Below are 25279 nucleotides of genomic sequence, written 5' to 3'. Positions count from 1 at the left end.
GCCGCGCGCCATGCATTCATTTGCAGAATGAAGTTCAGAGGAAACTTCGTTTGTCAGCCCCGGCAGGCCCCAGCAGAATCAGGACGCCCCGCCCTTTTCATGCCTCGATCCACTGCCACGGGAACCTTGTCCATGAGCAACCAGCACTTCGTCAGTCCTGATCTGATCCGCCAGGGATTTTCCCGGGCCATGTCGGATATGTACCGTGAGGAGGTGCCCCTCTACGGCGCCCTGATGGCGCTGGTGGCCCAGGTCAATGCCCAGGTCCTGGAACAGCAGCCGGCCATTGCCCGGCACTTGCAGCACAGCGGCGAACTGCAGCGCCTGGACCTGGAGCGCCACGGCGCCATCCGTGTCGGCAGCGCCGCCGAGCTGGCGACCCTGGCCCGGCTGTTCGCGGTCATGGGCATGCAGCCGGTGGGCTACTACGACCTGACCCCGGCCGGGGTGCCGGTGCACTCCACGGCCTTTCGCGCGGTGCACGAAGAGGCCCTGCACGTCAGCCCGTTCCGGGTCTTCACCTCGTTGCTGCGCCTGGAACTGATCGACAACCCCGAACTGCGGCGCTTTGCCGAACAGGTGCTGGCCCAACGCTCGATCTTCACCCCCAAGGCGCTGGAACTGATCGAACAGGCCCACGCCCAAGGCGGCCTGGATGACCAGGATGCCCAACGCTTTATCCAGGAAGCCCTGGAGACCTTCCGCTGGCACCACCACGCCACGGTGACCGCCGCCCAGTACGCCAGTCTCAGTGCCCAGCACCGGCTGATCGCCGACGTGGTGGCGTTCAAGGGGCCGCACATCAACCACCTGACCCCACGCACCCTGGACATCGATGAAGTGCAACGGTTGATGCCCGAGCACGGCATCACCCCCAAGGCGGTGATCGAGGGCCCGCCACGCCGGGCGTGCCCGATCCTGCTGCGCCAGACCAGCTTCAAGGCCCTGGAGGAACGGGTGGCCTTCACCGATCAGGACCTGCCCCAGGGCAGCCACAGCGCCCGCTTCGGCGAGATCGAGCAACGCGGCGCGGCACTGACACCCAAGGGCCGGGCCCTCTACGACCGCCTGCTGAACGCGGCCCGCGACGCCCTGGGCGACTTCCCCAGCGAGAGCAATGCCCAGCGCTACAACCAACTGATGCAGGCGCATTTCGACGAGTTCCCCGACAACCACGACGCCATGCGTGAACAGGGCCTGGCCTATTTCCGCTACTTCGTCAGCGACGCCGGGCTGGCGGCGCGCCACCAGCCCCAGCGGCCCACCACCTTGTCAGCGTTGCTGGCCGCCGGGCACCTGCGGGCCGAACCCCTGGTGTATGAGGACTTCCTGCCGGTGAGCGCCGCCGGGATCTTCCAGTCGAACCTGGGGGACGACAGCCAGAGCCACTACGCCGCACACTCCAACCGCCAGGCCTTCGAAACGGCCCTGGGCCGCGCCACCCTGGATGAGTTGCAGCTCTACGCCCAGACCCAGCAGCGCTCCCTGGAGCAATGCGCAGCCAGCCTGGGCCTGCCAGCGCTCTAAGCCCTGTCCGGCATCGGCCTTGCGGGTCGGTGCCGGATTCCCCCCTCGTCGTTTTGCCCCATGGTCATGGCCTGGCCGGAACGCTATTCTGCCGGCACTTGCGCCCGAGCCCGCGGCGCGCCACCACCAAGGATGGACACGGCGACATGAGATTCGCGACCGGCCTGTTTTTATGCTGCGCCCTCGGCGCCACGCTGAGCACCCACGCAGCAGAAACCGTCAACGACATCACCCAGCTCAACCCCATCGTGGTGGACCAGGTGGCCCGGCCCACCACCCTGGAGCAGATCGTCAAACGGGTGGCCGAACACCCCGGCCCCATCGCCATCGGCGGCGGGCGCTACAGCATGGGCGGCCAGACTGCCACCGAGCATGCCTTGCAGATCGATATGCGCGGCTTCGACCGGGTGCTCGGTTTCTCCCGCGAGCACAAGGAAATCACCGTGCAGCCCGGCATCACCTGGCGCGCCCTGCAGAGTTTCATCGACCCCTACGATCTGTCCGTGAGCATCATGCAGAGCTACGCCAACTTCACCGTCGGCGGCGCCCTGAGCGTCAACGCCCATGGCCGCTATGTCGGCTATGGGCCGCTGGTGACCTCGGTCCAATCCATCAAGCTGGTGCTGGCCGACGGCCAAGTGGTCGAGGCCAGCCCGCAAAGCAACGCCGACCTGTTCTACGGCGCCATCGGCGGCTACGGCGGCCTCGGGGTGATAGTCGAAGCCACCTTGCGCCTGAGTGACAACGTGCGCCTGCTGCGCAGCTTCGAAGAAATGCCCCTGGGCGACTACCGCTCCTACTTCCTCGACCGGATCGAACACAACCCCAAGGTCATCCTGCATAACGCCGTGCTCTACCCCGACCAGTACCAGACCCTGCGCGCAGTGTCCTACAGCCAGACCGACCTGCCGCTAACGGTCAAGGAACGCCTCACGCCCCTGGACCAAAACTACTGGAAAGAACAGAAAGCCCTGAAAGTGGTGAGCCAATGGCCCGGGGGCAAGGCCCTGCGCCAGGAGGTGATCGACCCCCTGGTGCTGAAGAAACCCCAAGTCTCCTGGCGCAACCACGAGGCCAGCCTCGACGTGCGCGAACTGGAGCCCGACTCCCGGAGCAAGCGCACCTACGTGTTGCAGGAATACTTCGTGCCCACCGACCAGCTGGAGAGTTTCGTCCAGGAGATGGGCGCGACCCTGCGGGCGCACAGGGTCAACGTGATCAACCTGTCCATCCGCCACGCCAAGGCCGACCCCGGCACCTTACTGGCCTGGGCCAAGACTGACGTGTTCGCCCTGGTGCTGTATTACCAGCAGAGCACGGCAGTGGCGGAACGGGACGAAGTGCGGGAATGGACCCGGGCCCTGGTGGACAGCGCGATCAAGCGCGGCGGCAGCTACTACCTGCCGTATCAGATCCACGCCACCGCGCAGCAGTTTCGGGCGGCCTATCCGCGGGCCGGGGAATTTCTCGCACTCAAGGCGCGGGTCGATCCACACAACAAGTTTCGCAACAAGCTGTGGGACGCCTACGGCAGCGACAACCAGGGCAAATAGGTCACGCCCCGGGGCTCAACGGGCCCCGGACTTGTCACCGGCCAGCACCTTGCGTTGCTGAAGGAAAATCACCCCGTCACCGTCAAAGGCGATCACGTCGGCGGCGCTGAACGGAGCACCGTCGCCGTGCTCATGCCGCAGCCAGCCCTCGGACCACAGGTCGCCGCTTTCATAACGGACCTGGACGAAGTAGTAAGGCGCTTCGCTGCGGGTGACTTCAACGTAGTGCCCACCATCGACGCCGCCCTGCCACTGGGCCCGGGGATGTTCCGGCAATGTGTGCACGGCTTCTTTGAAAAGGCTCGTCCAGGCAATCCCGAGGGCAACCAGTATCAGCGTCAGTGCGCCGATCGACATGAGAAAACGCTTCAACCAGATCAATCCAGGATCTCCACTACCATCCACCTCCGCGAGCGGTCCCGCGGAGCAGTCGGCCATTTTGTTGAAGGCCCCGCGACTGCGCAATGAAAAACCGCAGGCACTTGCCAGACGCCGGCAGAGCCTTCAGCCTTGCCCGGCGCGGCAACCGTGCAAGCGGCTTGGCGCCACTTCAACTCTATCGAGACACCCTGGCATGCGTATCACCCTGACAGACATCCGCCTCACTGCGGCGCAAGACCTCTGCGTCGGCTTCTGCTGTGCCTTCGGCGAGGGCCGCGGCCAATGGCTGGGCCCCTCGCCGAGGGTCGGGCACGACTACGAAGTGGAACTGAGCCTGGAGGACGAGTTCAGCTGGAATGACAACCTGGAGCCCTGTGCCCAGGGCCCGTTCCGCCTGCATTGGGACCAGGGTGCCTTGCAGGTCAACGGGCGCCTGGTTCAGGTCGATGAGGATGGCGTCGCAGCCCTGGCAGTAGGCCCCTCGATCATCCTCCTGTCCCTGCGGGGTGGCCCTGAGCGCCTGCCGCAGTGGGTCAGCCTGCGCGCCCGCCAGATCAACCTGCAGCCCATCGCGCTTTGAGCGCCCACGACGAACCGCGGTGCAGCGCAGGAAACCCGCAGGGGGGTGTTTGAAGGGGAAGCTAAGCGCCTTTCAAGGGCTCGAACGTCGCCGGACGCGACAGTTACACAACCTGGCGTTCGCAGGACATTACTCCGGGAGGGTGTTCGCCCAGTGCTCTGGCCTTGGCAATCCATGCACCGGTAAAGAGCCCTTGCACCGGGCGAACGATTGGCATTCTAGTGCAACTGAAGGGGAAAATCCGTGGGTGGATTCTGAATAAAACTGGACACCAGGGTGATCCGTCGCCCTCGTCGCCGGCTCGCCCCTCAGTTCAGCCCCACCGACCCTGGCCCGCGGGGCTGTCCTGCAGCCCCCCCTCAATACCCGGTCATCTCCAGATAACCGCTGCCGGTGTGGCTGCCCTCCAGGGTGATCGGCCCCTCCCAATAGGGAATGCTCAGTTTCATCCACGACTGGGGATTCAAGGCCCGGGTTCTGATGTCCAGCTTCTTATCGGGAATCTTCAGGTGCCAGGCGATCGGCAGACGCCGCCCCTCGACCTGGGCCTCCTCCAGCGCCGTCATCTGGATCTGCTCGCGCCCCAGGCTCTGGGTGCTGCCATCGAGATTGATCCAGGTGCCAGTGATGTAAGGCGCGCGATGGTTCTCCCGCACCCGGAACAGCATCAACCGCTCACCGCTGTCCAGGTGCAGGGAGAACCAGTCCCAACCGGTCTGATCGGCGGCCAGGGGCTGGCTGCTCCACTCCCGATCGAGCCAGGCCGGGCCGCTGACCTCATAGCGTTGGCCGTCGATCTGCAACTGCCCCGACGCCTGGAAGAACGGCTGGCTGTAGTAATAGGACGCCTGCCCCTGGTCCGACTTGCGGCTGTAACCGCCCGCGCCCTGCAACACCAGCGGCTGGCTGCTGGACAGTTGCAACTGATAGGCGAACCCCGGCCCGCTTGCCTGCACCTGCATCCGTGCCATGGGATTGTCCCCGCTGGACAGGCTGGTGAAGCGCCAGTCATCGATCCAGGCCTGGAACGGCTGCGCCGTGGCCCCGGCCTGCCCCACCCCGCCCCGGGCATAACGCTCGGCGGCATGGTGACGGCTGGCCGAAGTGGCCGCCGCGTGCCCCAGCCAGACCAGCGGTGCGCCCCAGCCGGGCTGCTCGGGCGCGGCCCGCAACGCACTGCGAAACAGCGTCCATTGCACACCGAATTGCCGACCTTGAGCGTCCTTCAGGTTGGCCGTCAGGTACCACCACTCGATGCGAAAACCGTCGTGTGGGCCATGATCGGCAGGAAAGCTGAAGGTGCGCCCCGGCACCACCGGGGCAAAGGCCGAGGCCTCGTTGCCCAGCCCGGCAAAACCCTGGGGCGCCGCGGCGTCCTGGTCGCAGCCGGCCAGGAGCAGAAACAGCAGCGACAGCCACCGGCAATCAATCTTCATGGGCAAAGGTCCTCAGCAAATCCGCCGGTTGTGCACGGTACAGCTTCAACAGCGGCCAGGCCGAGGCCGCCAGGGTGGCCAGCATGGCCAAGCCCAGCAGTTGCAGGATCTGCCCTGGAAACACCCGCAACGGCAGGCTCCAGCCAAAGGCCTGGACATTGATCACGCTGTTCAGGCACCCGGCCAGGACAATCCCCAGGGGCAACGCCAGTATCAGGGTGAGCACCGCCAGCAGCCAGGTCTGCCCGAGGTTCAGCAGCATCAACTGGCGTCGGCCCACCCCCAGGGCCCAGAGCGGTGCCAACTGGCCCAGGCGGCTCTGGCTCTGGGTCAGCAGGCTGATGAACAGTGCCACCCCGGACACCCCCAGGGTCAGGCTATTGAGGGCGGCGGTGGCGGCGAAGGTGCGCTCGAAGACCTGCAGCGACCAACCCTTGAGCCGGGCCTGATCGATGATCCGGCTGTCATCCAGCTGAAACTGCTGTTGCAAGGCGCCGATCAGCGGCGCAACCGCCTCCGGCGCAAGCCGCAGGTTGAAACGGTTCGGCGCCAACTGCGGCCAATGCGCCAGCAGGTGCTGCACATTCACCAACAAGTGCCCCTTGGGATTGCCGTAGTCGGCATAGATCCCCACCACCTGGGGCGCCCAGTGCCCTGCCGGCACCGGCAGTTCCAGGCGATCCCCCAACCGCACCTTGAGCCGACGGGCCAACTGTTCGCTGAGCATCACGCTGTCGTGCGCCGCCAACTGCGCCCAGGGATCGGCCCCCTGGGCCTCCAGCAACGGCCAATGCTGGCGATAGCTGGGATGGTCGATCACCCCGTACAGGTCCGCCGGCCAGCCCTGAACCTGCAACGCCACCTGCCAGCTGGGCAGCACCGCCGCCACCTGGGGCTGGCGCGGCAGCCAGTCCAGCAGTTGCCCGGCCTGTTCGGGGCTTTGCGGGTTGAGGTAGAGCTCGGCGCTCAGGCGCTGCTCCAGCCAGTCGTTGAAGGTCTGGCGAAAACCGGCGGTCATGCTGCCGGCGCCAATGTTCGCCGCCAGGGCCAGCAGCAGGGCCATCAAGGCCAGGCTCAGGGCCGGCAACTGCTGCCGACTATCGGCGAGAAACCATTGCCCCAGCACCCCGCGACTGCGCCCCAGCAAGCGGCCCAGCACGGCATTGAGCAGCACCGGCAAGCCCAGGGCCGCCGCCAGCAGCAAAGCCGCCAGCAGCACGAAACCGCTGGCCAGGCTGTCGCCCCAGCGCCACGCCGCCAGGGCCAGCAGCAGCGCCAGGCAAGCCATCCAGCCCTGGCGCCGCAACCAGTGGGCATGGGCCTGATGCCAGGCCTGGGGATTGGCCAGGGCCAGCAACGGCAGGCGCGCCGCCCGCAACAGACTGGCGCCACCGGCTAGCAAGGCCCCCAGCAGACTGAGGCCGATGCCGCTCAACCACCACCAGGGACTCAGGCTCAACTGCCCGGCCACTTGCGCGCCGTACAAGCCCCGCAGGCTGGCGGCCACGTCCGGCAGCAACACCCCGGCCAGCAGGTAGCCGCTGACCACGCCAGCCACACCGCCCAACAGCGCCAGCCCTCCCAGCTCGACGATCAGGCAGGCAATCAGCAGCCGCGCGCTGACCCCACAGGCTCGCAGGGTACGCAGCAAGCCGCGCCGCTGCTCCAGGGCCAGGCCAATGGCGGCGTGCACGATAAACAGCCCCACCACAAAGGACAGGAACCCCAAGGCATCCAGGTTCAGGTGAAAGCTCTCGGTCAGGCGCGCCAGATCGCCCTCTGCTTCCCCCTGGCGCAGCACCAGTTGCCCCGCCAGTTGCGCCGGCAGTGGCGGTGCCTGGGCGGCAAAGTCCCTGGGCAGCAGCAAGCGGCTCAACTGCCCGGGCTGGCCGAGCACCTGCTGGGCAAAACCGATGTCCATCAACAGCAGCCCCGGGGCCATGTCCGCCTGCACCCGCAGCGGCGGCAAGCGCTGGCCATTGACTGCCTGGGGTTGCTCGCCCTCTTGCAAGCCCAGGCTGGCCAGGGTCTGCGGCGCTACCCAGGTGGTGCCCGGCGCACTGAAGAACTCGACCATCTGTTGCAGCGCCAGGGCCTGCCCGGCCACCGCGGAACCGGCGGGCAGCGATAACGGCTCGATGCCCATCACCTGCAGGGGCTGGTCGGGGTGCCCCTTGAGCTGCACCCGCCCCTGGAGCACCGGCGACACCGGCCAGCCGGCACGGCGCAGCTCGACGAACCCCTGCTGGGAAAAACTCGCACCACTGGCGCTGCCCAGGCTGGCCTGGGGCTCGCCGCCGATCAACTGGCTGGCCCGGGCATAACTGTCCCGAGCCTGACTGTTGAGGGCCAGGACCCCAGTCAACAAGCTGGTGGCCAGCCAGAGTCCGGTGAGCACACTGAAAAACTGCACCGGATGCCGGCGCCAGTGGCTCAGCAGCGCCTGCATCGCTGTGACAAAGACCCCCATCTCAAGCCCCGACCGGGTCGGCCAGACGACCGCGTTGCAGCACCACCGTCTGTTGCAGGCGGCTGGCCACCCGCTGGCTATGGGTGACCATCAACAAGCTGGTGGGGCTGTCCGCCAGTAGCTCCAGCAACAGCTGCAACACCTCGTCGCTGGTGGCCTCGTCGAGGCTGCCGGTGGGTTCGTCCGCCAGCAGCAATCCGGGTTTCGCAGCCAGGGCCCGGCCCAGGGCGACCCGTTGCTGCTGGCCGCCGGAGAGCTGCTCCGGGTAACGCCGCAGCAAATCCCCCAGGCCCAGGCGCTCCACCAGTTGTGCCTGCCACAGCGGATCGAAGCGCCCGGCCAGGCGCGCCTGAAAGCCCAGGTTGTCCTCGACCCGCAGGCTGCTGATCAGGTTGAACTGCTGGAACACCAGGCCCACTTCAGTGCGCCGCCAGTTGGCCAGCTGGTGTTCGTTCATCTGCTCCAGGCCGTACTCGCCAATGCGGATGCTGCCGCGATCGACCTTGTCCAGCCCCGCCACCAGATGCAGCAGGGTGCTCTTGCCGCTGCCCGACTCGCCCATCAGCGCCAGGCTGCTGCCCTGCCCCAGGTGCAGATCCACACCCTGCAGCACCGCCAGCGGGCCCTGGGGCGTGGGGTAGCTCTTGAACACTCCTTGTACTTGCAGCATGGGCTGATTCGTCCGACCTGAGAGGGGAACCAAGGATAACCCGTGCGCCCCAGGACCTGCGCAAAGCTTCACCGCTCTCCAGGCCGTCAGGCGCTCTGCGACCGACGGGCGAGCACTGGCCCCTATCGTCCAGCCGTCACGAAATATAGTATTGCGCCCCTTTTGTTCATTGCAGGAAGCACCCATGACCTACACCAGGGCCCAATTGCAGTACCGGCTGTACATCGCCGCAGGCGCACTGTTGTTTACCGGTGCCTTGATCTCGACCTTTTTCTCGACCCTGAAAATGCTCTATTGGCGCCTGGACAGCTACACCGCCATGGCCTCGACCATCAATCGCCCGATCAAGTACTTCGTGTATCAGGTCAACGCCAATACCCAGCCGTTGAACTGGTTCTGGGACAACAGCCCGACGCCCAGCTTCATCGACCTGAGCTACTCCTCCCACTGGAAATTCCTGGTGATCTACCTGCTGATCTTCGTCGGCGCGGCGCTGTTCGCCACAGGCCGGGGGATGATGCGCAAGGTCGAAGAGGTCGAGCCGCTGATCGAAGCCCAGCTCAAGGCCCCGGCCGAAGAAGGCGTGCCCGCCAAGACCCTGCAGGAGCTGGAGGACTCGACCCTGGTGGGCAAAGCGCCGTCGTTCTTCAGCCAGACCCGCCTGCTGGTGGTCTGGCCCCTGGGCGCTGCGGCGGTCTACCTGGGCCTACTGTGGATGCTGGGCATCATCTGAGCCCGGCGCCGGCGGATCGAGCAGCGCATCTGCCACCGGGTACTTGACCACCACCCGGTTGCGATACAGGCATTCCTGGCGCAGCAGTTCGGCGTCCTGGCCTTTGGTGCGGATGTCGCGCCAGATCTGGTTCTCCCGGTACACCCGGGCGCCCTCGCGCACAAAGCGGTGGGCCCGCTGGTAAACGTGATAGCGATGCTCGCGCGGCTGCTCGCAGAGCAGCTCGCCCTCCAGCTGTTGCGCGCCGACCTGCAGCTTGAGCTGCAAGGTCTGCGGCCCGGGGTTGTACAGCACCAGATCGATGTAGTTGTAAAAGATCGCCGCCCCGGAACCGAAGGGCAGCACCCGCCCCTCGTCGGGAAACGGGTCGAAACTGTGGTTGGCCCGTTCCACCACCTCCAGCGGCGAGTGCATGGCAATCCAGTGAATCAGGTTGCTCAGCTGGCAGATGCCACCGCCGATGCCGCGGCGGGCCTCGCCGAACGACAGCTCCATGCCCTCGACAAACCCCCGCTCGCGACTGGGCCGGCCCACCAGTTTGCAGAAAGAAAAATACTCCCCGGGGGCAATGCGCACGCCATCGATGCAGGCCACCGCTAGCTTGAGGTTGATCACCTTGTTGTGCTGCAGCGCCAGGTCGCAGTCGCCCAGGGTGCGGATCAGTTTCGAGGTGTGCTTGATCAGGCGATGGGGCAAGCGCGGGCTGCCGGGCTCGGGCCGGGCATAACGGCGCCCGGAAAAACGCCAGGCCAGATGACGCATCAGGCGCTTCTGGCGTACCCGCAGCCAGTACAGCAGCGGGTGATACGAGGACAAGGGTTTCATCGATGGTTAAACGGCGGCCCGGCGCGACGGCGCAGGAGCCGGCTTCGTCCTTGAAAAAAAGAGCGGCATCTTAGCGGCAAGCCTGCGCCCATGCCAGAAGCCCTGCACCCGAGCGCCCCGTACTGGAATGCCCCGTAGAACAGGCCCAGCCCTAGCCCAGCAACTGGCTGAGCACGGCCCGCAGCTTGCCCGGTTTCACCGGCTTGTTGAGCAGCGGCGCTCCCAGTTGCTGCAAGGCCCGGCGGCACTGGTCGCTGCGGTCGGCGGTGATGATCACCGCCGGCAGCGGCTGCTGGAAATGCTCGCGCAACTGCTGCACTACCTCGCAGCCGGTGACCCCGTGATCCAGGTGAAAATCCGCCAGGATCAGTTCCGGCGCTCGGCCCTGAAGCACCGCCAGGGCCGCCGCCTGATCGGTGGCGGTGAGCACTTCACACCCCCACTGCCCGAGCAGCGCGGCCATGCTCTCAAGAATGCTCAACTCGTTGTCCAGCACCAGCAGGCGCCGCCCCGGCAGCGGATTGCCGGTGCCCGGCTGCGGTGCCTGCAAGCTGATGGGCAACGGCACCCGGGCCGCGAGGGGCACCTGGATGCTGAACCGCGAGCCGCGTCCCGGCCGCGACTCCACCTGCACCCGGTAGCCGAGGATCTTGGCGATGCGCTCGACAATCGCCAGCCCCAGGCCCACGCCTTTGCGGTCGGCGGCGCGGCCCACGTCCAGCTGATTGAATTCGAGGAAGATCGACTCCAAGCGGTCGGCGGCAATGCCGCGCCCGGTGTCCCACACCTCCAGCCGCAACTGATCGCCGCGGCGCCGCGCCGCCAGCAAAATGCTGCCGCGCTCGGTGTAGCGGCAGGCATTGCTGAGAAAGTTGCGCAAAATGCGGGTCATCAGCCGCAGGTCGGTGAACAGGGCAAAGTCGCCGAAGCGCACCCGCAGCTCCAGACCGGCCGCCTCGGCCACCGACTGGAACTCCGACACCAGCGGCGCGAGCATTTCATCCAGGCGATACACCGCCAGGTCCGGCTTGACCGCCGCCTGGTCGAGCTTGGAGATGTCCAGCAGATCGGTGAGCAAATCCTCGGCGCCTTCCAGGGCCTGGTGGGTGCGCTCCACCAACAGTTGCTCGGCGGCCGGCAGGCGCCGCTCGCGCAAGGTGGAGATCAACAGCCGCGCGGCATTCAGCGGTTGCAGCAGGTCGTGGCTGGCGGCGGCCAGGTACTTGTCCTTGCTGCGGTTGGCCGCCTCGGCGGCGTCCCGGGCATCCCGCAGATCGCACTCGATGCGTTCGCGCCGGGCGATCTGCTGCTGCAGATTGCGGTTGGCTTCCAGCAGTTCATCGGTGCGCGCGGCGACCCGCTGCTCCAACTGGTCGTTGAGCTGTTCCAGGTGCTGCTGGGCCAGCTTGCGTTCGGTGATGTCGGCGACAAACCCTTCCACCAACCCGTCCTGGTCGGGCTTGAGCAGCAGGTTCATCAGCACATCGATGCTGCTGCCGTCCTTGCGCCGCAGCTGGGTTTCATAGCCCAGCAGGCTGCGCTGGCTTTGCAACTGCTCGCCGATGGCCGCCAGTTCCGCGGCGCCGCCGACGAACAGATTGCCGGCCAGATCGGCCAGGGAAAACAGCACTTCCTGGGGGTCCTGATACCCCAGCATGCGCGCCAGGGCCGGGTTGGCCGCGCGCATGCCGGCCTGCAGGCTGGCCTGGAAGATCCCGTGCACCGCGTGCTCGAACAGCCACTTGTAGCGGTTGCGCTCGGTTTCCAGGTCTTCCAGGCGCGCCGCCAGTTCCGGGTAGTGGCTCTTGCGCGCCGAGTGGTTACCCAGCCCCAAGAGCCCGGCCAGGGCCCGTTGCTGTTCGTCAGAGGGCCTCGCCATACACCACCTCGACGTCACGCTGGCTGGATTCGCGCGGGTTGGTGAGGATGCACGGATCGTCCATCGCATGCTGGGACAGGAACGGAATATCGCTGCTGCTGACCCCATGCAGGCCCAGGGTTTCGTGGAAGCCGATGGCGCGCTTGAGGGCGATCAGGTGCTCCACCAGGCGCCCGCAGATCTGCCGCTGGTTGAGCCCGCGACAGTCGATGCCGAAGGTCTCGGCAATCACCTTGAAGCGCTCCGGTGCCGAGCTGTAGTTGAAGGCCACCACATGCTCCACCAGCACCGCGTTGCACAACCCGTGAGGCAGGTCGAGAAAGCCCCCCAGGCTGTGGGACATGGCATGCACCGCACCAAGAATCGCGTTGGAGAACGCCAGCCCGGCCTGCATGCTGCCGAGCATGATCTGCTCGCGCAGGGCGATGTCCGCCGGGTTGGCGATCATCTGCACCAGGTTGCCGTTGATCAGGCGCATGGCTTCCAGGGCGTGGGGGTCGGTGAGCGGGCCGTGGCCGGTGGAAACAAAGGCCTCGATGGCATGCACCAGGGCGTCGATGCCGGTGCAGGCGGAGAGGAACGGGTCCATGCCCAGGGTGGTTTCCGGGTCGATCAGCGACACATCCGGGACCACCGCCTTGCTGACGATGGAGAACTTCATCCGCTCCTGCTGGTTGGAGATGATCACGAACTGCGAGACGTCCGCCGAGGTGCCGGCGGTGGTGGGAATCATGATCAAGGGCGGGCTCGGCACGCGGATCATGTCCACCCCTTCGAACTCAAGGATGCTGCGCCCGTGGGCCACCACAATGCCGATGCCCTTGCCGCAATCCATCGGGCTGCCACCGCCGACGGCGACGATCACATCGCAGGCGTTTTCGCGGTAGACCTCGGCGCCCAGCATCACCTCCTCCACCCGCGGGTTGGGCGACACCTGGCTGTACAGGCAATAGTCGACGCCCTGGGCCTGGAGACTGGCCTCGACGTCGGCGACCCAACCGGCGGCGATCACCCCGGGGTCGCTGACCACCAGGACCTTGCGCGCGCCGAAGGTCTTCGCATAGTTGCCGACGTTATGCCGACAACCGGCGCCAAAGATGATTTCCGGAGACACGAACTTGCGCAGCAGACTGAGATTCTGGCTCATGGGGGAAGCCTGTTTTCTTATTGTTCTGGAAGGAGAACGCCAGCCTAAAGCATCCGTTGCTGAAAGCAATCCGACCATCGGCGGACTTCGCAGCCTCGGCAGCGGCTACAGGCCATGTAGCCGCTGCCGCAGGCTGCGAACGGCACGAAGGGCCGCGGCGTTCTTGAGGCCGCTGCGGGTTCGGCGGGTGATCGTCAAGCAAGGCCCTGCGGACCTTTGCGCAGCTTCGCCGTGGCTCAGCAGCGGCTACAGGGCCAGTGCCGATCCGAGGTTGGTGTAGCCGCTGCCGCAGGCTGCGAACGGCACGAAGGGCCGCGGCGTTCTTGAGAGCGCTGCGGGTTTGGCGGGAGATGGTCAGGCAAGGCCCTGCGGGCCTTTGCGCAGCCTCGCGGGCTCGGCAGCGGCTACAGGGACCGGGGGGCGTCAGAGATGGATGTCCATGCCGTCATGCGCCACTTCGATGCCGCGGCGGGTCAGTTCGGCGCGCTCGGCGGAGTCTTCGTCGAGGATCGGGTTGGTGTTGTTGATGTGGATCAGCACCTTGCGCGCCCGGGGAAAGCGCTCCAGCACATCAAGCATGCCGCCGGGGCCACTTTGCGCCAGGTGGCCCATTTCGCTGCCCAGTTTGTCGCCGACGCCACAGACGCGCATTTCATCGTCGCGCCACAAGGTGCCGTCCACCAGCAGGCAGTCGGCGCGGTCCATCCATTCCAGCAGGGCCTCATCCACCTGCCCCAGGCCCGGGGCGTAGAACAGGCTGGCGCCGCTGCGCCGATCCGCGATGAACAGGCCGATATTGTCCCCCGGGTGCGGGTTGCCGCGATGGGGCGAATATGGCGGCGCGCTGCTGCGCAGGGCAATGGCCCGCAAGGCGATGTCCGGGCAGGCCGGTAGGCTGAACTCGCGGCCATCGAGGTGGATAGGCTGCCACTGCAAGCCGCCGTTCCAGTGGCTGAGCATGTTGAACAGGGGGAAGCCGCTGCACAGGTCCTGATGGACCATCTCGGTGCACCAGACCTGATGCGGGCAGCCTTCGCGCAGGCTGAGCAGGCCGGTGCAGTGGTCGATCTGGCTGTCCAGCAGGATCACTCCGGCCAGGGCGGTGTCGCGCAGCTGTCGGGCCGGTTGCAGGGTCGGGAAGGATTCCAGCTGCTGGCGAATATCCGGCGAGGCGTTGCACAAGATCCACTCGCTACCGTGGTCGCTCAGGGCGATGGACGATTGGGTACGACGCTGTGCGCGCAGGCTGCCGTCGCGCACTCCGGCGCAGTTGCGGCAGTTGCAGTTCCACTGGGGAAAACCGCCACCCGCCGCGGAACCGAGAATGCGGATATGCATGGTGTGCTCCAAAGGGGCAGAAGACTCCGGCCGCCACCCGGGCCGGCCGGAGCGGGACGGCTCAGCGGTTGGCGAAGTACATGGTCACTTCAAAGCCAATGCGCAGGTCGGTGTACGCGGGTTTATGCCACATGGGGTCAATCCTCTTGTTGTGCCGGGGATTCCGGTAGAGGCATTAATGCATGGGGCGCGCGGCGGCCGAATGCTACTTTGGGACGAGCCGGCGGGGTGCGTTGGTAGGGGCTTGGCGCAGGCGGTTGACGGGAAACCGCCAAGCAAGGCCCTACGGGCCTTTGCGCAGCCTCGCACGCTCGGCAGCGGCTACAGCAGCTGGAGGTTTGGCGGGCGATCCCCAGGCAAAAAAACGGCGCGACGTCCACCCAAGACGTCGCGCCGTTGCCACACAAAGCGGAGCAGCACCCAACTACCCCGCTCTTTCTTGCCCTTAGAAGAAGCCCAGGGGATTGATGTCGTAGCTCACCAGCAGGTTCTTGGTCTGCTGGTAGTGGTCGAGCATCATCTTGTGGGTCTCACGGCCCACGCCGGATTTCTTGTAACCACCGAACGCGGCATGCGCCGGGTACAGGTGGTAGCAGTTGGTCCAAACGCGGCCGGCCTTGATCGCCCGGCCCATGCGGTAGGCGCGGTTGATGTCGCGGGTCCACAGCCCGGCGCCCAGGCCGAACTCGCTGTCGTTGGCAATCGCCAGGGCTTCGGCTTCGTCCTTGAAGGTGGTCACGCCCACCACCGGGCCGAAGATCTCTTCCTGGAACACGCGCATCTTGTTGTGGCCCTTGAGCAGGGTCGGCTGGATGTAATAGCCGCTGGACAGGTCGCCTTCCAGGCGCTCGGCGGCGCCACCGGTGAGCAGCTCGGCGCCCTCCTCCTGGGCGATCTGCAGGTAGGAGAGGATCTTCTCGTACTGCTGTTGCGATGCCTGGGCGCCGACCATGGTCTCGGTGTCCAGCGGGTTGCCGCGCTTGATCTTGACGATCTTCTTCATCACCTCGGCCATGAACGGCTCGTAGATCGACTCCTGCACCAGGGCCCGGGATGGGCAAGTGCAGACTTCACCCTGGTTGAAGAACGCCAGCACCAGGCCCTCGGCAGCCTTTTCGATGAACTTGGGCTCGGCCTGCATGATGTCTTCGAAGAAGATGTTCGGCGACTTGCCGCCCAATTCCACGGTGGACGGAATGATGTTCTCGGCGGCGCATTTCATGATGTGCGAGCCCACCGGGGTCGAGCCGGTGAAGGCGATCTTGGCGATGCGCTTGCTGGTGGCCAGGGCCTCGCCGGCTTCGCGGCCAAAGCCCTGGACAATGTTCAGCACCCCGGCCGGCAGCAGGTCGGCGATCAACTCGGCGAAGATCATGATCGACAGCGGGGTCTGCTCGGCGGGCTTGAGCACCACGCAGTTGCCGGCGGCCAGGGCCGGGGCCAGCTTCCAGGCGGCCATCAGCAGCGGGAAGTTCCACGGGATGATCTGCCCGACCACGCCCAGGGGTTCGTGGAAATGGTAGGCGGTGGTCAGTTCGTTGATTTCCGCGGCGCCGCCTTCCTGGGCGCGGATGCAACCGGCGAAGTAGCGGAAGTGGTCAGCGGCCAGGGGCACGTCGGCGTTGAGGGTTTCGCGCACCGCCTTGCCGTTGTCCCAGGTCTCGCTGACCGCGAGGATCTCCAGGTTCTGCTCGATGCGGTCGGCGATCTTCAACAGCACCCGCGAGCGGTCCTGGACCGAGGTCTTGCCCCAGGCCTCGGCGGCGGCATGGGCGGCGTCCAGGGCCAGGTCGATATCGGCGGCGTTGGAACGGGGGAATTCGGCGATCACTTCGCCGTTGACCGGCGAGGTGTTGGTGAAGTACTGGCCAGCCACCGGCGGCACGAACTGGCCGCCGATGAAATTGCCGTAGCGTGGCTTGAAGGACACGACGGCGCCTGGGGTTCCGGGTTGTGCGTAGATCATGCTGAGCCTCTGCTGGTCGAGGCCTGTCCGACGACAGGCGATGAACCGATGGTAGAGAGCCCCGCCTGCCGGACGAATGCATCGTTGGCAGGGGGGGCTCTCGTCATTTGGTCGTAGGTTGATTGCCCTGTGCGGGAGCCGGCTTGCCGATGAAGACGCTCTTGCGAGCCTCTTCGCCAGCAAGCTGGCTCCTACGATTAGCGTTTGCTCACCAGGTCCTTGGGCAGCTTGAAGGTCCAGAGCATGCCGCCCTGGTTGAAGTCCTTGACCCGCTTGGCCACTTCGCCGCCCCACAGCGGCACCGCGCCGCCCCAGCCGGAGAGCACCGAAACGTACTGCTCGCCGTCCATTTCCCAGGTCACGGGCGAGCCCAGCACCCCGGAGCCGGTCTGGAATTCCCAGACCTTCTCGCCGGTCTTGGCGTTGAAGGCCTGGAGGAAGCCCTCAGGCGTGCCGGTGAACACCAGGTTGCCCTTGGTGGTCAGTACCCCGCCCCACAGCGGCGCGAAGTTCTTGTGGCGCCAGACTTCCTTGCCGCTGATGGGGTCGATGGCCCGCAGCACGCCGATGTAGTCCTCGTTCAGCGGCTTGATGGTGAAGCCCGCGCCAAGGAACGCCGCGCCCTTCTTGTAGGCGATGCCTTCGTTCCAGATGTCCATGCCCCATTCGTTGGACGGCACATAGAACAGCCCGGTGTCGCGGTTGTAGGCCATGGGCATCCAGTTCTTGGCGCCGAGGAAGGCCGGGGCGACGAACACCGAGCTGCCCTTGGCTTCGCTGCCCGGCGCGCCGGGACGGCTGGCCTCGTTGTAGATCGGCCGGCCATTCTTATCCAGGCCGGTGGCCCAGGTGATCTTGTCGACAAAGGGGAAGCCGCGGATGAACTTGCCGTTGGTGCGATCGAGCACGTAGAAGAAGCCGTTGCGGTCGGCGGTGGCGGCAGCCTTGATCTCCTTGCCGCCCTCCTTGTAGTTGAAGGAGATCAGCTCGTTGACGCCGTCGAAGTCCCAGCCGTCGTGGGGGGTGCTCTGGAAGTGCCACTTGATGGTGCCGTCGTCCGGGTTCAGGGCCAGGCGCGACGAGGAATACAGGTTGTCGCCAGGGCGCAGGTGGGAGTTCCACGGCGCCGGGTTGCCGGTGCCGAACAGCAGCAGGTTGGTTTCCGGGTCGTAGTAGCCGCCGAGCCACGGCGCGGCGCCGCCGGTCTTCCACAGGTCGCCCGGCCAGGTCTTGCCCGCCTCGCCACCGGAAATGCCGTTCTCGATAGCCTTGCCGTCCTTGTACACGTAGCCCATATGGCCTTCCACGGTGGGACGCATCCACAGCAACTCGCCGTTTTTCGGGTCGTAGGCCTGGATCTTGCCGACCACGCCGAACTCGCCGCCGGCCACCCCGGTGATCAGCTTGCCGTTGACCATCATCGGCGCGGCGCTGATGGAATAACCCTCTTTGTGGTCGGCGACCTTCTTGCTCCACACCACCTTGCCGGTGTCCTTGTTCAGGGCCACCAGCTTGGCGTCCAGGGTGCCGAAGAACACCAGATCGCCGTACAGCGCCACGCCGCGGTTGATCACGTCGCAGCACGGGCGGATGTCGTCCGGCAGGCGCGCATCGTACTGCCAGAGCTTCTTGCCGGTGCGCGCATCCACCGCGAACACCCGGGAATAGGAACCGGTCATGTACATCACCCCGTCCTTGATCAGCGGCTGGGCCTGCTGGCCGCGCTGCTTCTCGCCACCGAAAGAGAAGGCCCAGACCGGCCGCAGCTCCTTGACGTTATCGACGTTGAGCATGTCCAGCGGGCTGTAGCGCTGGCCCTGGACACCCAGGCCGTTGGTGACGATCTGCTCAGGGTTCTTCGGGTCCTGGAGGATCTCTTCATCGGTGACGGCGGCCAGGGCCGCGCTGGACAGCAGCATGGCGCTGAGCACCAGGCTCACGGCGAAACAGGGACGACGTGGGGGTTGGGTCATGACGGCTACCTCGGCGGTTATTGTTGTTCCCGGGAAATTTTCCCGGTCTGCCGGGAATTCTTGGTCCCGGCCTGCTTGCCAACAATTGCCCGCAGTGCGGAGTTTTCTAGTTCCTTGGTACAGGAGGGGCAGTGGCAAGCTTCAAGCAGGCGCCATGCCCCCGCACTGTAGGAGCTGGCTTGCCAGCGAAGGGGCCCGCAAGATCGCCTTCGCCGGCCAGCAGGCTCCTACAAGGCTCCAAGCGATATGCCTGCCTACCGTAGGAGCTGGCTTGCCAGCGAAGAGCCCCTCGAAATCACCTTCCCCGGCAAGCCGGCGCCTACAGGCCGTCGATACGCTGCAGGCGCTGGCGTTCGTAACGCGGATACAGGTGGCTGACGCTGCGGATCAGCTCGTAGCGGGTCAGGCTGATGCCGGCAAAACGCTCGGGAATCGGGCGGCGGATCATCTCCGCCATGTCATCGCCCCGGGCTGCGCCGTCGCGCATCAGCTCGTCCAGCCAGCCCAGGTAGTCACGCATCTGGGCAAAGGGCGCCGTATCGCTGGCCACTGGGCCATGGCCAGGCACGATCAGTTTCCACGGCAAGGCCTGCAAGGTGTCCAGGTCCTTGAGCCAGACCCCGAGCCCCGGGCTGTTGGGGGTGGTCAGCGCGCGCTCGTAGAACACCAGGTCACCGGCAAACAGCACCCCGGTGTTCTCGTCGAGAATCGCCAGATCAGCGCCGGTGTGCCCACTCAGGCTCAGCAGGCGCAAGCGATGCCCGCCCACCTCAAGAAGGCCGGGCTTCAGTTCCTGGGTCGGCAACACCACCTCGGTGCCGCGCATCCAGTCGCCGACCATGCGGTACATGTTCTCGGCCATGGCCTCGCCCTGCTGGCGCAGCAGGTCCGTGGTGCCGACCAGGGCGCCGATGGGCACATCGCCAAAAGCCTGATTGCCCAGCACATGGTCGGGATGATGGTGAGTCAGCAGTAGCTGGATCACCGGCTTGTCGGTGGTAGCGGCAATCGCCCGGCGCAAGGCTTCGCCGTAGCGCTTGGACGGCCCGCTGTCGATCACCACCACCCCGCTGTCGGTGACGATGAACCCGGTGTTGACGATGTTGCCGCCATTGGCCTTGGCGAAATTGTCGGTGCTGCCTTCCAGCAGCCAGGTGCCCTCAGCGATCTGCCGGGGCTTGAGTTGATAGTCCAGGTCGGCTCGGGCCGGCAGGCCCAGGCACAGCAGCAACAGCAGAATCCAACGCATGGCGCGCCTCGGCTCGGGTGGGTCAAAGGATGCGGTCAGGGCAGCTTGGCCTCGAACTGGTTGCCGCTGTTGTCGCGCAACAGCAAGCGGGTCTGCCCCGGCCCCTGGATATCGAACCCCAGGTTGGGGTTTTCGCTGACCGCCGGGAACAGTTCGAGGCTGGCCAGGCGCTGGTCGTTCTGGTCGCGCAGTTCGGCGTGGTTGAGGAAGAACTCAGGGATGCCGCTGACCAGGCCGTTGTCCATCGGATGGGAGACTTGCAGGCGCAGGCGGCTGGCATCCCCCCGGGGATAACGCCCGCCCAGCACCTCACCGATGTGCTCTTCCCAACCCGGCTGGGTGCGTACCACGCTGGGGGCAGTGCAACCGCCACCGGCGGCATCGATCAGGGTCGAGCCCACGTGCCACAGGCCATCGCGGGTCAGCACCGCAGCGCGCAGCGGCGTGGCCTGCTCGATGCGGATGCGGATCGACAGCCAGGGCAGCACCCGCTCCCCCGGCTCGAAATCGACGATCCGCGGCAAGGGGTTGAGCTCGGCCCAGGCGAGGATGCGCACCACCTCGCCGGTGAAGGCCCGGGCGTCGATCTCCAGCGGCACCTGCCGCGCATCCTCGGCAAAGGGCGGCGCCAGCAGCTTGACCCGGTCATCGAAGACGAACGCGGCATCGCCCAGCAGTTGCTTGTGGTAGAAGGCCCACATCACCGAGGGCACCGGGTCCGCGCCCGGGCCTTGCGGATCAGCGGCCAGCGCCGGGGTCGCCAAGGGCAGCCAGCACGCCAACAGACAGGTCGCTCGCCAGTTCATCGCAGCTCCTATTGATACATCTGTGGGACCTCGTAACGCAGGCCATAACGGGCGTACAGCGCCTGCAGGCGACCGTCGCGGATCAGCCCTTCCAGAGCCTCCTCCACGGCATAGGCCAGCTGGCGGTTGCTTTCATGCACCGCCATGCCGATCTCCCACACTTGCTTGCCCATGTTCGGGTAGGCGTTTTCCGCCAGGGCCAACTGCGGATCAGCGGCCTTATGCAACTGCCAGTCGATCTCCCCGCGCATGGCCATCACCGCGTCCACCTGCCCGGCCCGCAGGGCGCCGAAGGCCTGCTGCACGCTGGGGTAATGGTGGGTCTTGGCACTGAGCATGCCGTTGAACACCGAGGTCAGGTAGAACGACGGCACGCTGTCCACTTCGACGCCAATGGGGTGCTGCTGGAACACCGCGACACTGGCCACCGCATCCAGCCGGCGGCGGTCGAATGCCACCTGCCAGCGCTCCTCCTGATAGGGGCCGAACATCACCACGTGGTCGTTGGTCAGCTCCCCCAGTTCGTTGCGCTTTTGCGCAAAGTCGTGGTCGTAGGGCACGCGCATCATCAGGTCGGCCAACTGCTGGTGGCGCAGCGGACTGCCGCGCCAAATGTAGTCGCGCAAATCGTCGTCGAGCTTCTCCCCGGGGGGCGCCCAGATCAGTTGCAGGCGCACCCCCAGGGCCTCGGCCAAGGCTTGCGCCAGCTCCACATCAACACCTCGGGGCTGGCCCTGATCCTCGAAGCTGTAGGGGGCAAAATCCTGGTACACCGCCACCTTCAACTCACCGGAGGCGATCATCGTGTCGTAGTTGCGCACCTCGGCCTGCACAGCCGCGCAGCACAACAGCAGGCCACTGAGGAACACGCCGAGGCGGCCCATGGCGATCACTCCTCGACGCGCACGCTGTCCAGGTAGGTGCGCACCGCCCACAGGGCTTCCTGACTCAGGTAGTCGGCCATCTTCGGCATGTACACCCGGCCATCGCGCACCGCGCCGTGGCGCACCCGTTCGACGAACCATTCATCCCCGGCTTCGCCGGCATCGAGCATGCGCAGGTCCGGGGCGATACCGCCGGACTTGGCTTCCAGGCCATGGCAAGCGGCGCAGTTCTGGTTGTAGGCCGAGGCACCGATTTCCACTGCCTTGTCGCGCTCGGGCAAAGTGCGATAGGGGTTGACCGCGGCCCAGCCGTCGCCATCGAGGCTCACTCCAGCATCCTTGATCGGCGTCAGGCCCTGGGTTTCCACCGCCTGGGGCACCACGTTGCCATGGGCCCATACAGCGCCGGTGGCCAAGGCACCGGTCAGCAGCCCTACCGCGAGCAAGGCGTTGCGTTTTGTTGTCATTGTTATGCCCTCAAGATTGCACGCAAGACCTCGCTACAGAGGCCATGGCGCCATCTTAGAAACAGCCGGCGGGCGGCCGTATGCTGCTTTGGTGGTCGCGTCCTACTCCCTTGGTAGTAGGGCTTGTGGCGCGGGCCTAAATCAGGTGCCGCCCGGGAACTTTTCCCGGCAAAGGCGGGACTTTTTCCGTATCTCAAAGCCCGTCCCGCGGCAGACCCTAGTCAGGCCAAAACCTCCACTGGGAACTGCAACCATGACAATAAGATCGCTACCCGCCCTTTCCCCCCTGAGCCTGGCCGTGCTGCTGGCCGCCAGCCTGTCCTTGAGCACGGCGGCCACAGCGGCCACCGCCCCGGCGACACCTGCCAGCAAGAACGTCACCTGGGAAGACATCGCCAACGACCACCTGACTACCAAGGACGTGCTGCAGTACGGCATGGGCACCAACGCCCAGCGCTGGAGCCCCCTGGCCCAGGTCAACGACAAGAACGTGTTCAAGCTGACCCCGGCCTGGTCCTACTCCTTCGGCGACGAGAAGCAGCGCGGCCAGGAATCCCAGGCCATCGTCCGCGACGGCGTGGTCTACGTCACCGGCTCCTACTCGCGAGTGTTCGCCCTGGACGCCAAGACCGGCAAACGCCTGTGGACCTACAACCACCGCCTGCCGGACAACATTCGCCCGTGCTGCGATGTGGTCAACCGCGGCGCGGCGATCTACGGCGACAAGATCTACTTCGGCACCCTCGACGCCCGGGTCATCGCCCTGGACAAGAACACCGGCAAGGTGGTGTGGAACAAGAAATTCGGCGACCACAGCGCCGGCTACACCATGACCGGCGCCCCGGTGCTGATCAAAGACAAGACCAGCGGCAAGGTGCTGCTGATCCACGGCAGCTCCGGCGACGAATTCGGCGTGGTCGGCCAGTTGTTCGCCCGCGACCCGGACACCGGCGAAGAGGTGTGGATGCGGCCCTTCGTCGAAGGTCACATGGGCCGCCTCAACGGCAAGGACAGCACCCCCACCGGCGACGTCAAGGCACCGTCCTGGCCCGACGACAAGACCACCGAAACCGGCAAGGTCGAAGCCTGGAGCCATGGCGGCGGTGCCCCTTGGCAGAGCGCCAGCTTCGATGCCGAAACCAACACCATCATCGTCGGCGCCGGCAACCCCGGCCCGTGGAACACCTGGGCACGGACCTCGAAAGACGGCAACCCCCACGACTATGACAGCCTCTACACCTCGGGCCAGGTCGGCGTCGACCCGAGCACCGGCGAAGTGAAATGGTTCTACCAGCACACGCCGAACGACGCCTGGGACTTCTCCGGCAACAACGAACTGGTGCTGTTCGACTACAAGAACAAGGACGGCAAAGTGGTCAAGGCCACCGGCCACGCCGACCGCAACGGCTTCTTCTACGTGGTGGACCGCAACAACGGCAAATTGCAGAACGCCTTCCCCTTCGTCGACAACATCACCTGGGCCAGCCACATCGACCTCAAGACCGGCCGCCCCGTGGAAAACGAAGGCCAGCGTCCGGCCAAGCCGCTGCCGGGTGAAACCAAGGGTAAACCGGTGGAAGTCTCGCCGCCGTTCCTGGGTGGCAAGAACTGGAACCCCATGGCCTACAGCCAGGACACCGGGCTGTTCTACATCCCCGGCAACCAGTGGAAGGAGGAGTACTGGACCGAGGAAGTGAACTACAAGAAAGGCTCGGCCTACCTGGGGATGGGCTTCCGCATCAAGCGCATGTACGACGACCACGTCGGCACCCTGCGGGCCATGGACCCCACCACCGGCAAACTGGTGTGGGAACACAAGGAGCAGCTGCCACTGTGGGCCGGCGTCTTGGCGACCAAGGGCAACCTGGTGTTCACCGGCACCGGCGATGGCTTCTTCAAGGCCTTCGACGCCAAGACCGGCAAGGAGCTGTGGAAATTCCAGACCGGCAGCGGCATCGTCTCGCCGCCCATCACCTGGGAACAGGATGGCGAGCAGTACATCGGCGTGACCGTGGGCTACGGCGGCGCGGTGCCGCTGTGGGGTGGCGACATGGCCGAGCTGACCAAGCCGGTGGCCCAAGGCGGTTCGTTCTGGGTGTTCAAGATCCCGAGTTGGGATAACCAGACCGCCCAGCGCTGACCGACTTGTGGCGAGGGAGCTTGCTCCGCTGGGCCGCGCAGCGGCCCCAAAACCAGCCCCTGAGATGTGCCCGACACACCCCAGGGGCCGGGTTCACCACGGCTACGCCCCCCAGGGCGCCGGCCGAGCGCAAGCCAGCGCCCTCGCCCCACCCGCCTTCACTCCCGCCTGGAGAACAGCACCATGAACTACCTGCCCCTGGCCCTGCTGTTGGGCCTCTCCCCCGCTTTGGCAATGAACGTCGACGACGACGGCAACGACGTCCCGCTGACCATCAACGGCTGCGTGATTGCCGAAGCCAGCCAATGCCCCGGCGCCAACCTGCGCGGCGCCAACCTGGCCAACCAGGACCTGCGCAAGATGAACCTGGCCGGAGCCGACCTCTCCGGCGCCGACCTGCGCCATGCCCAGCTGGACCTGGCCAATTTGGAAAAAGCCCGCCTGCAAGGCGCCAACCTGACCCGTGCCAGCCTGCAACAGAGCAACCTGCGGCTGGCGGACTTTACCGACGCCAAGCTGATGGCCATTCAGGGCTGGGGCCTGTTTGCCCAGGGCGCGCAATTCGAGAACGCCAACCTCAGCGCGGCCTATCTGCAATTTGCCCGGCTGTCCGGGGCCAAGCTGCACCAGGCCAACCTGCAAGCGGCGGATCTGGAAATGGCCTGGTTGAGCAAGGCGGATCTGCAAGGGGCCAATCTGAGTGATGCCAATCTGCAGGAGGCCAAGTTGGGTGAGAGCAATCTGGAACGCGCCGATTTGCGCGGGGCGCGGCAGCATTATGGGAATTTTCAGGATGCCAATATGGAAGGGTGCCAGGGGTGTCCGGGGACTTGGGATAAGTAGGGGGTTGGGGGCATATCCGTTCATGCGGGTGCGGCCGCTGGCGGTTTCGCTCTTACAGCGGGGGTTGGGTACATATCCGTTCCTGCGGGTGCGGCCTCTGGCGATTCCGCTTTTACAGCGGGGGTTGGGTACATATCCGGTGCTGCGGGTGTAGCCACTTATGGTTCCGCTTTTACAGCGGGGGTTGGGTACATATCCGTTCTTGCGGGTGCGGCCGCTGGCGGTTCCGCTCTTACAGCGGCTCACTTTTGAAGAGCGCAAAAGTAAGCAAAACGCTTCTGCCCCTCCACTCGGTGCCTCGCTTAGGCTCGGCATGCCCGAACTCCGGCATTGATCCGTGGGCCGCCGCCACCGGCCATCCATGGCCGGGTGGCGGCTAACCCGGCATCCCTGCCGGGTTACCCACGGCTCA

21 protein-coding genes are annotated in these 25279 nt (G+C 65.8%); 6 read left to right on the top strand and 15 right to left on the bottom strand.

The window, feature by feature from the left end; translation table 11 throughout:
* Positions 1–132: 132 nt before the first annotated feature.
* The gene (locus LOY69_RS11350) at positions 133–1527 is read left to right on the top strand and encodes a VOC family protein (protein WP_265074564.1); all 1395 of its coding nucleotides are present in this window, start codon (positions 133–135) and stop codon (positions 1525–1527) included.
* A 146-nt stretch (positions 1528–1673) separates the two neighbouring features.
* Positions 1674–3080, top strand: coding sequence for an FAD-binding oxidoreductase (locus tag LOY69_RS11345; protein WP_265074563.1), 1407 nt, complete (start codon positions 1674–1676; stop codon positions 3078–3080).
* A gap of 15 nt (positions 3081–3095) precedes the next feature.
* On the opposite strand, the gene LOY69_RS11340 is transcribed toward LOY69_RS11345, so the two are convergent.
* Positions 3096–3452, bottom strand: a complete 357-nt coding sequence (locus LOY69_RS11340; protein ID WP_259697782.1) for a hypothetical protein — start codon at positions 3450–3452, stop codon at positions 3096–3098.
* 202 nt (positions 3453–3654) lie between these two features.
* On the opposite strand from LOY69_RS11340, the gene LOY69_RS11335 reads away from it, so the two are divergent.
* The gene (locus LOY69_RS11335; RefSeq protein WP_265074562.1) at positions 3655–4041 is read left to right on the top strand and encodes a hypothetical protein; all 387 of its coding nucleotides are present in this window, start codon (positions 3655–3657) and stop codon (positions 4039–4041) included.
* Positions 4042–4400: 359 nt separating this feature from the next.
* Here LOY69_RS11335 and LOY69_RS11330 read toward each other — a convergent pair whose 3' ends face one another.
* Genes LOY69_RS11330 through LOY69_RS11320 form a run of 3 tightly spaced genes read right to left on the bottom strand, consistent with a single transcriptional unit; the run spans position 4401 to position 8617 of the window.
* The gene (locus tag LOY69_RS11330; RefSeq protein WP_265074561.1) at positions 4401–5477 is read right to left on the bottom strand and encodes a lipocalin-like domain-containing protein; all 1077 of its coding nucleotides are present in this window, start codon (positions 5475–5477) and stop codon (positions 4401–4403) included.
* Complete coding sequence (locus LOY69_RS11325; RefSeq protein WP_265074560.1) at positions 5467–7947, bottom strand: FtsX-like permease family protein; 2481 nt, start codon at positions 7945–7947, stop codon at positions 5467–5469. The genes LOY69_RS11330 and LOY69_RS11325 overlap by 11 nt, the downstream gene beginning before the upstream one ends.
* 1 nt (position 7948) lies before the next feature.
* On the bottom strand, positions 7949–8617 hold the full coding sequence (locus tag LOY69_RS11320; protein WP_102880331.1) for an ABC transporter ATP-binding protein: 669 nt from the start codon (positions 8615–8617) through the stop codon (positions 7949–7951).
* Positions 8618–8801: 184 nt separating this feature from the next.
* Here LOY69_RS11320 and LOY69_RS11315 point away from each other — a divergent pair, with 184 nt between their 5' ends.
* Positions 8802–9350 carry a YniB family protein gene (locus LOY69_RS11315; RefSeq protein ID WP_123723550.1) on the top strand — a complete coding sequence of 183 codons (549 nt, stop codon included), beginning with the start codon at positions 8802–8804 and terminating at the stop codon, positions 9348–9350.
* Here the strand turns inward: LOY69_RS11315 and LOY69_RS11310 are convergent.
* The 11 genes from LOY69_RS11310 to pedF form a co-directional block, all read right to left on the bottom strand.
* On the bottom strand, positions 9324–10175 hold the full coding sequence (locus LOY69_RS11310; RefSeq protein ID WP_265074559.1) for a VanW family protein: 852 nt from the start codon (positions 10173–10175) through the stop codon (positions 9324–9326). The genes LOY69_RS11315 and LOY69_RS11310 overlap by 27 nt on opposite strands.
* 151 nt (positions 10176–10326) lie before the next feature.
* Positions 10327–12054 carry a NahK/ErcS family hybrid sensor histidine kinase/response regulator gene (locus LOY69_RS11305; RefSeq protein ID WP_265074558.1) on the bottom strand — a complete coding sequence of 576 codons (1728 nt, stop codon included), beginning with the start codon at positions 12052–12054 and terminating at the stop codon, positions 10327–10329.
* Positions 12038–13201, bottom strand: coding sequence for an alcohol dehydrogenase-like regulatory protein ErcA (ercA, locus tag LOY69_RS11300; protein ID WP_102880327.1), 1164 nt, complete (start codon positions 13199–13201; stop codon positions 12038–12040). The genes LOY69_RS11305 and ercA overlap by 17 nt, the downstream gene beginning before the upstream one ends.
* A 423-nt stretch (positions 13202–13624) precedes the next feature.
* Positions 13625–14539, bottom strand: coding sequence for a pyrroloquinoline quinone biosynthesis protein PqqB (pqqB, locus tag LOY69_RS11295; protein ID WP_265074557.1), 915 nt, complete (start codon positions 14537–14539; stop codon positions 13625–13627).
* Positions 14540–14600: 61 nt separating this feature from the next.
* Positions 14601–14672: a pyrroloquinoline quinone precursor peptide PqqA gene (gene pqqA, locus LOY69_RS11290; RefSeq protein ID WP_011060521.1), complete on the bottom strand. Its 72-nt coding sequence runs from the start codon at positions 14670–14672 to the stop codon at positions 14601–14603.
* 312 nt (positions 14673–14984) lie between these two features.
* Positions 14985–16505: an aldehyde dehydrogenase family protein gene (locus LOY69_RS11285; RefSeq protein ID WP_265074556.1), complete on the bottom strand. Its 1521-nt coding sequence runs from the start codon at positions 16503–16505 to the stop codon at positions 14985–14987.
* A gap of 197 nt (positions 16506–16702) precedes the next feature.
* Positions 16703–18478: a PQQ-dependent alcohol dehydrogenase PedH gene (gene pedH / locus LOY69_RS11280; protein ID WP_102880324.1), complete on the bottom strand. Its 1776-nt coding sequence runs from the start codon at positions 18476–18478 to the stop codon at positions 16703–16705.
* 319 nt (positions 18479–18797) lie between these two features.
* Positions 18798–19727, bottom strand: coding sequence for a quinoprotein relay system zinc metallohydrolase 1 (locus LOY69_RS11275; protein WP_265074555.1), 930 nt, complete (start codon positions 19725–19727; stop codon positions 18798–18800).
* Positions 19728–19762: 35 nt separating this feature from the next.
* Complete coding sequence (locus LOY69_RS11270; RefSeq protein WP_102880322.1) at positions 19763–20533, bottom strand: quinoprotein dehydrogenase-associated SoxYZ-like carrier; 771 nt, start codon at positions 20531–20533, stop codon at positions 19763–19765.
* 8 nt (positions 20534–20541) lie between these two features.
* Positions 20542–21417 (bottom strand): substrate-binding periplasmic protein, encoded by an 876-nt coding sequence (locus LOY69_RS11265; protein WP_110653655.1) that lies wholly within the window; start codon positions 21415–21417, stop codon positions 20542–20544.
* A 5-nt stretch (positions 21418–21422) separates the two neighbouring features.
* Positions 21423–21884, bottom strand: a complete 462-nt coding sequence (gene pedF / locus LOY69_RS11260) for a cytochrome c-550 PedF (protein ID WP_102880320.1) — start codon at positions 21882–21884, stop codon at positions 21423–21425.
* A 253-nt stretch (positions 21885–22137) separates the two neighbouring features.
* On the opposite strand from pedF, the gene exaA reads away from it, so the two are divergent.
* Both exaA and LOY69_RS11250 read left to right on the top strand, forming a co-directional pair.
* Positions 22138–24024: a quinoprotein ethanol dehydrogenase gene (exaA, locus tag LOY69_RS11255; RefSeq protein WP_265074554.1), complete on the top strand. Its 1887-nt coding sequence runs from the start codon at positions 22138–22140 to the stop codon at positions 24022–24024.
* A gap of 183 nt (positions 24025–24207) precedes the next feature.
* Positions 24208–24867: a pentapeptide repeat-containing protein gene (locus tag LOY69_RS11250; RefSeq protein WP_265074553.1), complete on the top strand. Its 660-nt coding sequence runs from the start codon at positions 24208–24210 to the stop codon at positions 24865–24867.
* The last annotated feature ends 412 nt before the right edge of the window (positions 24868–25279 follow it).

Origin of the sequence: Pseudomonas sp. B21-059 (assembly GCF_026016285.1) — a bacterium.
Lineage (GTDB): Bacteria > Pseudomonadota > Gammaproteobacteria > Pseudomonadales > Pseudomonadaceae > Aquipseudomonas > Aquipseudomonas danubii.
Note: the sequence above shows the minus strand (reverse complement) of the source record. Positions and strands in the feature narration are given on the sequence as shown.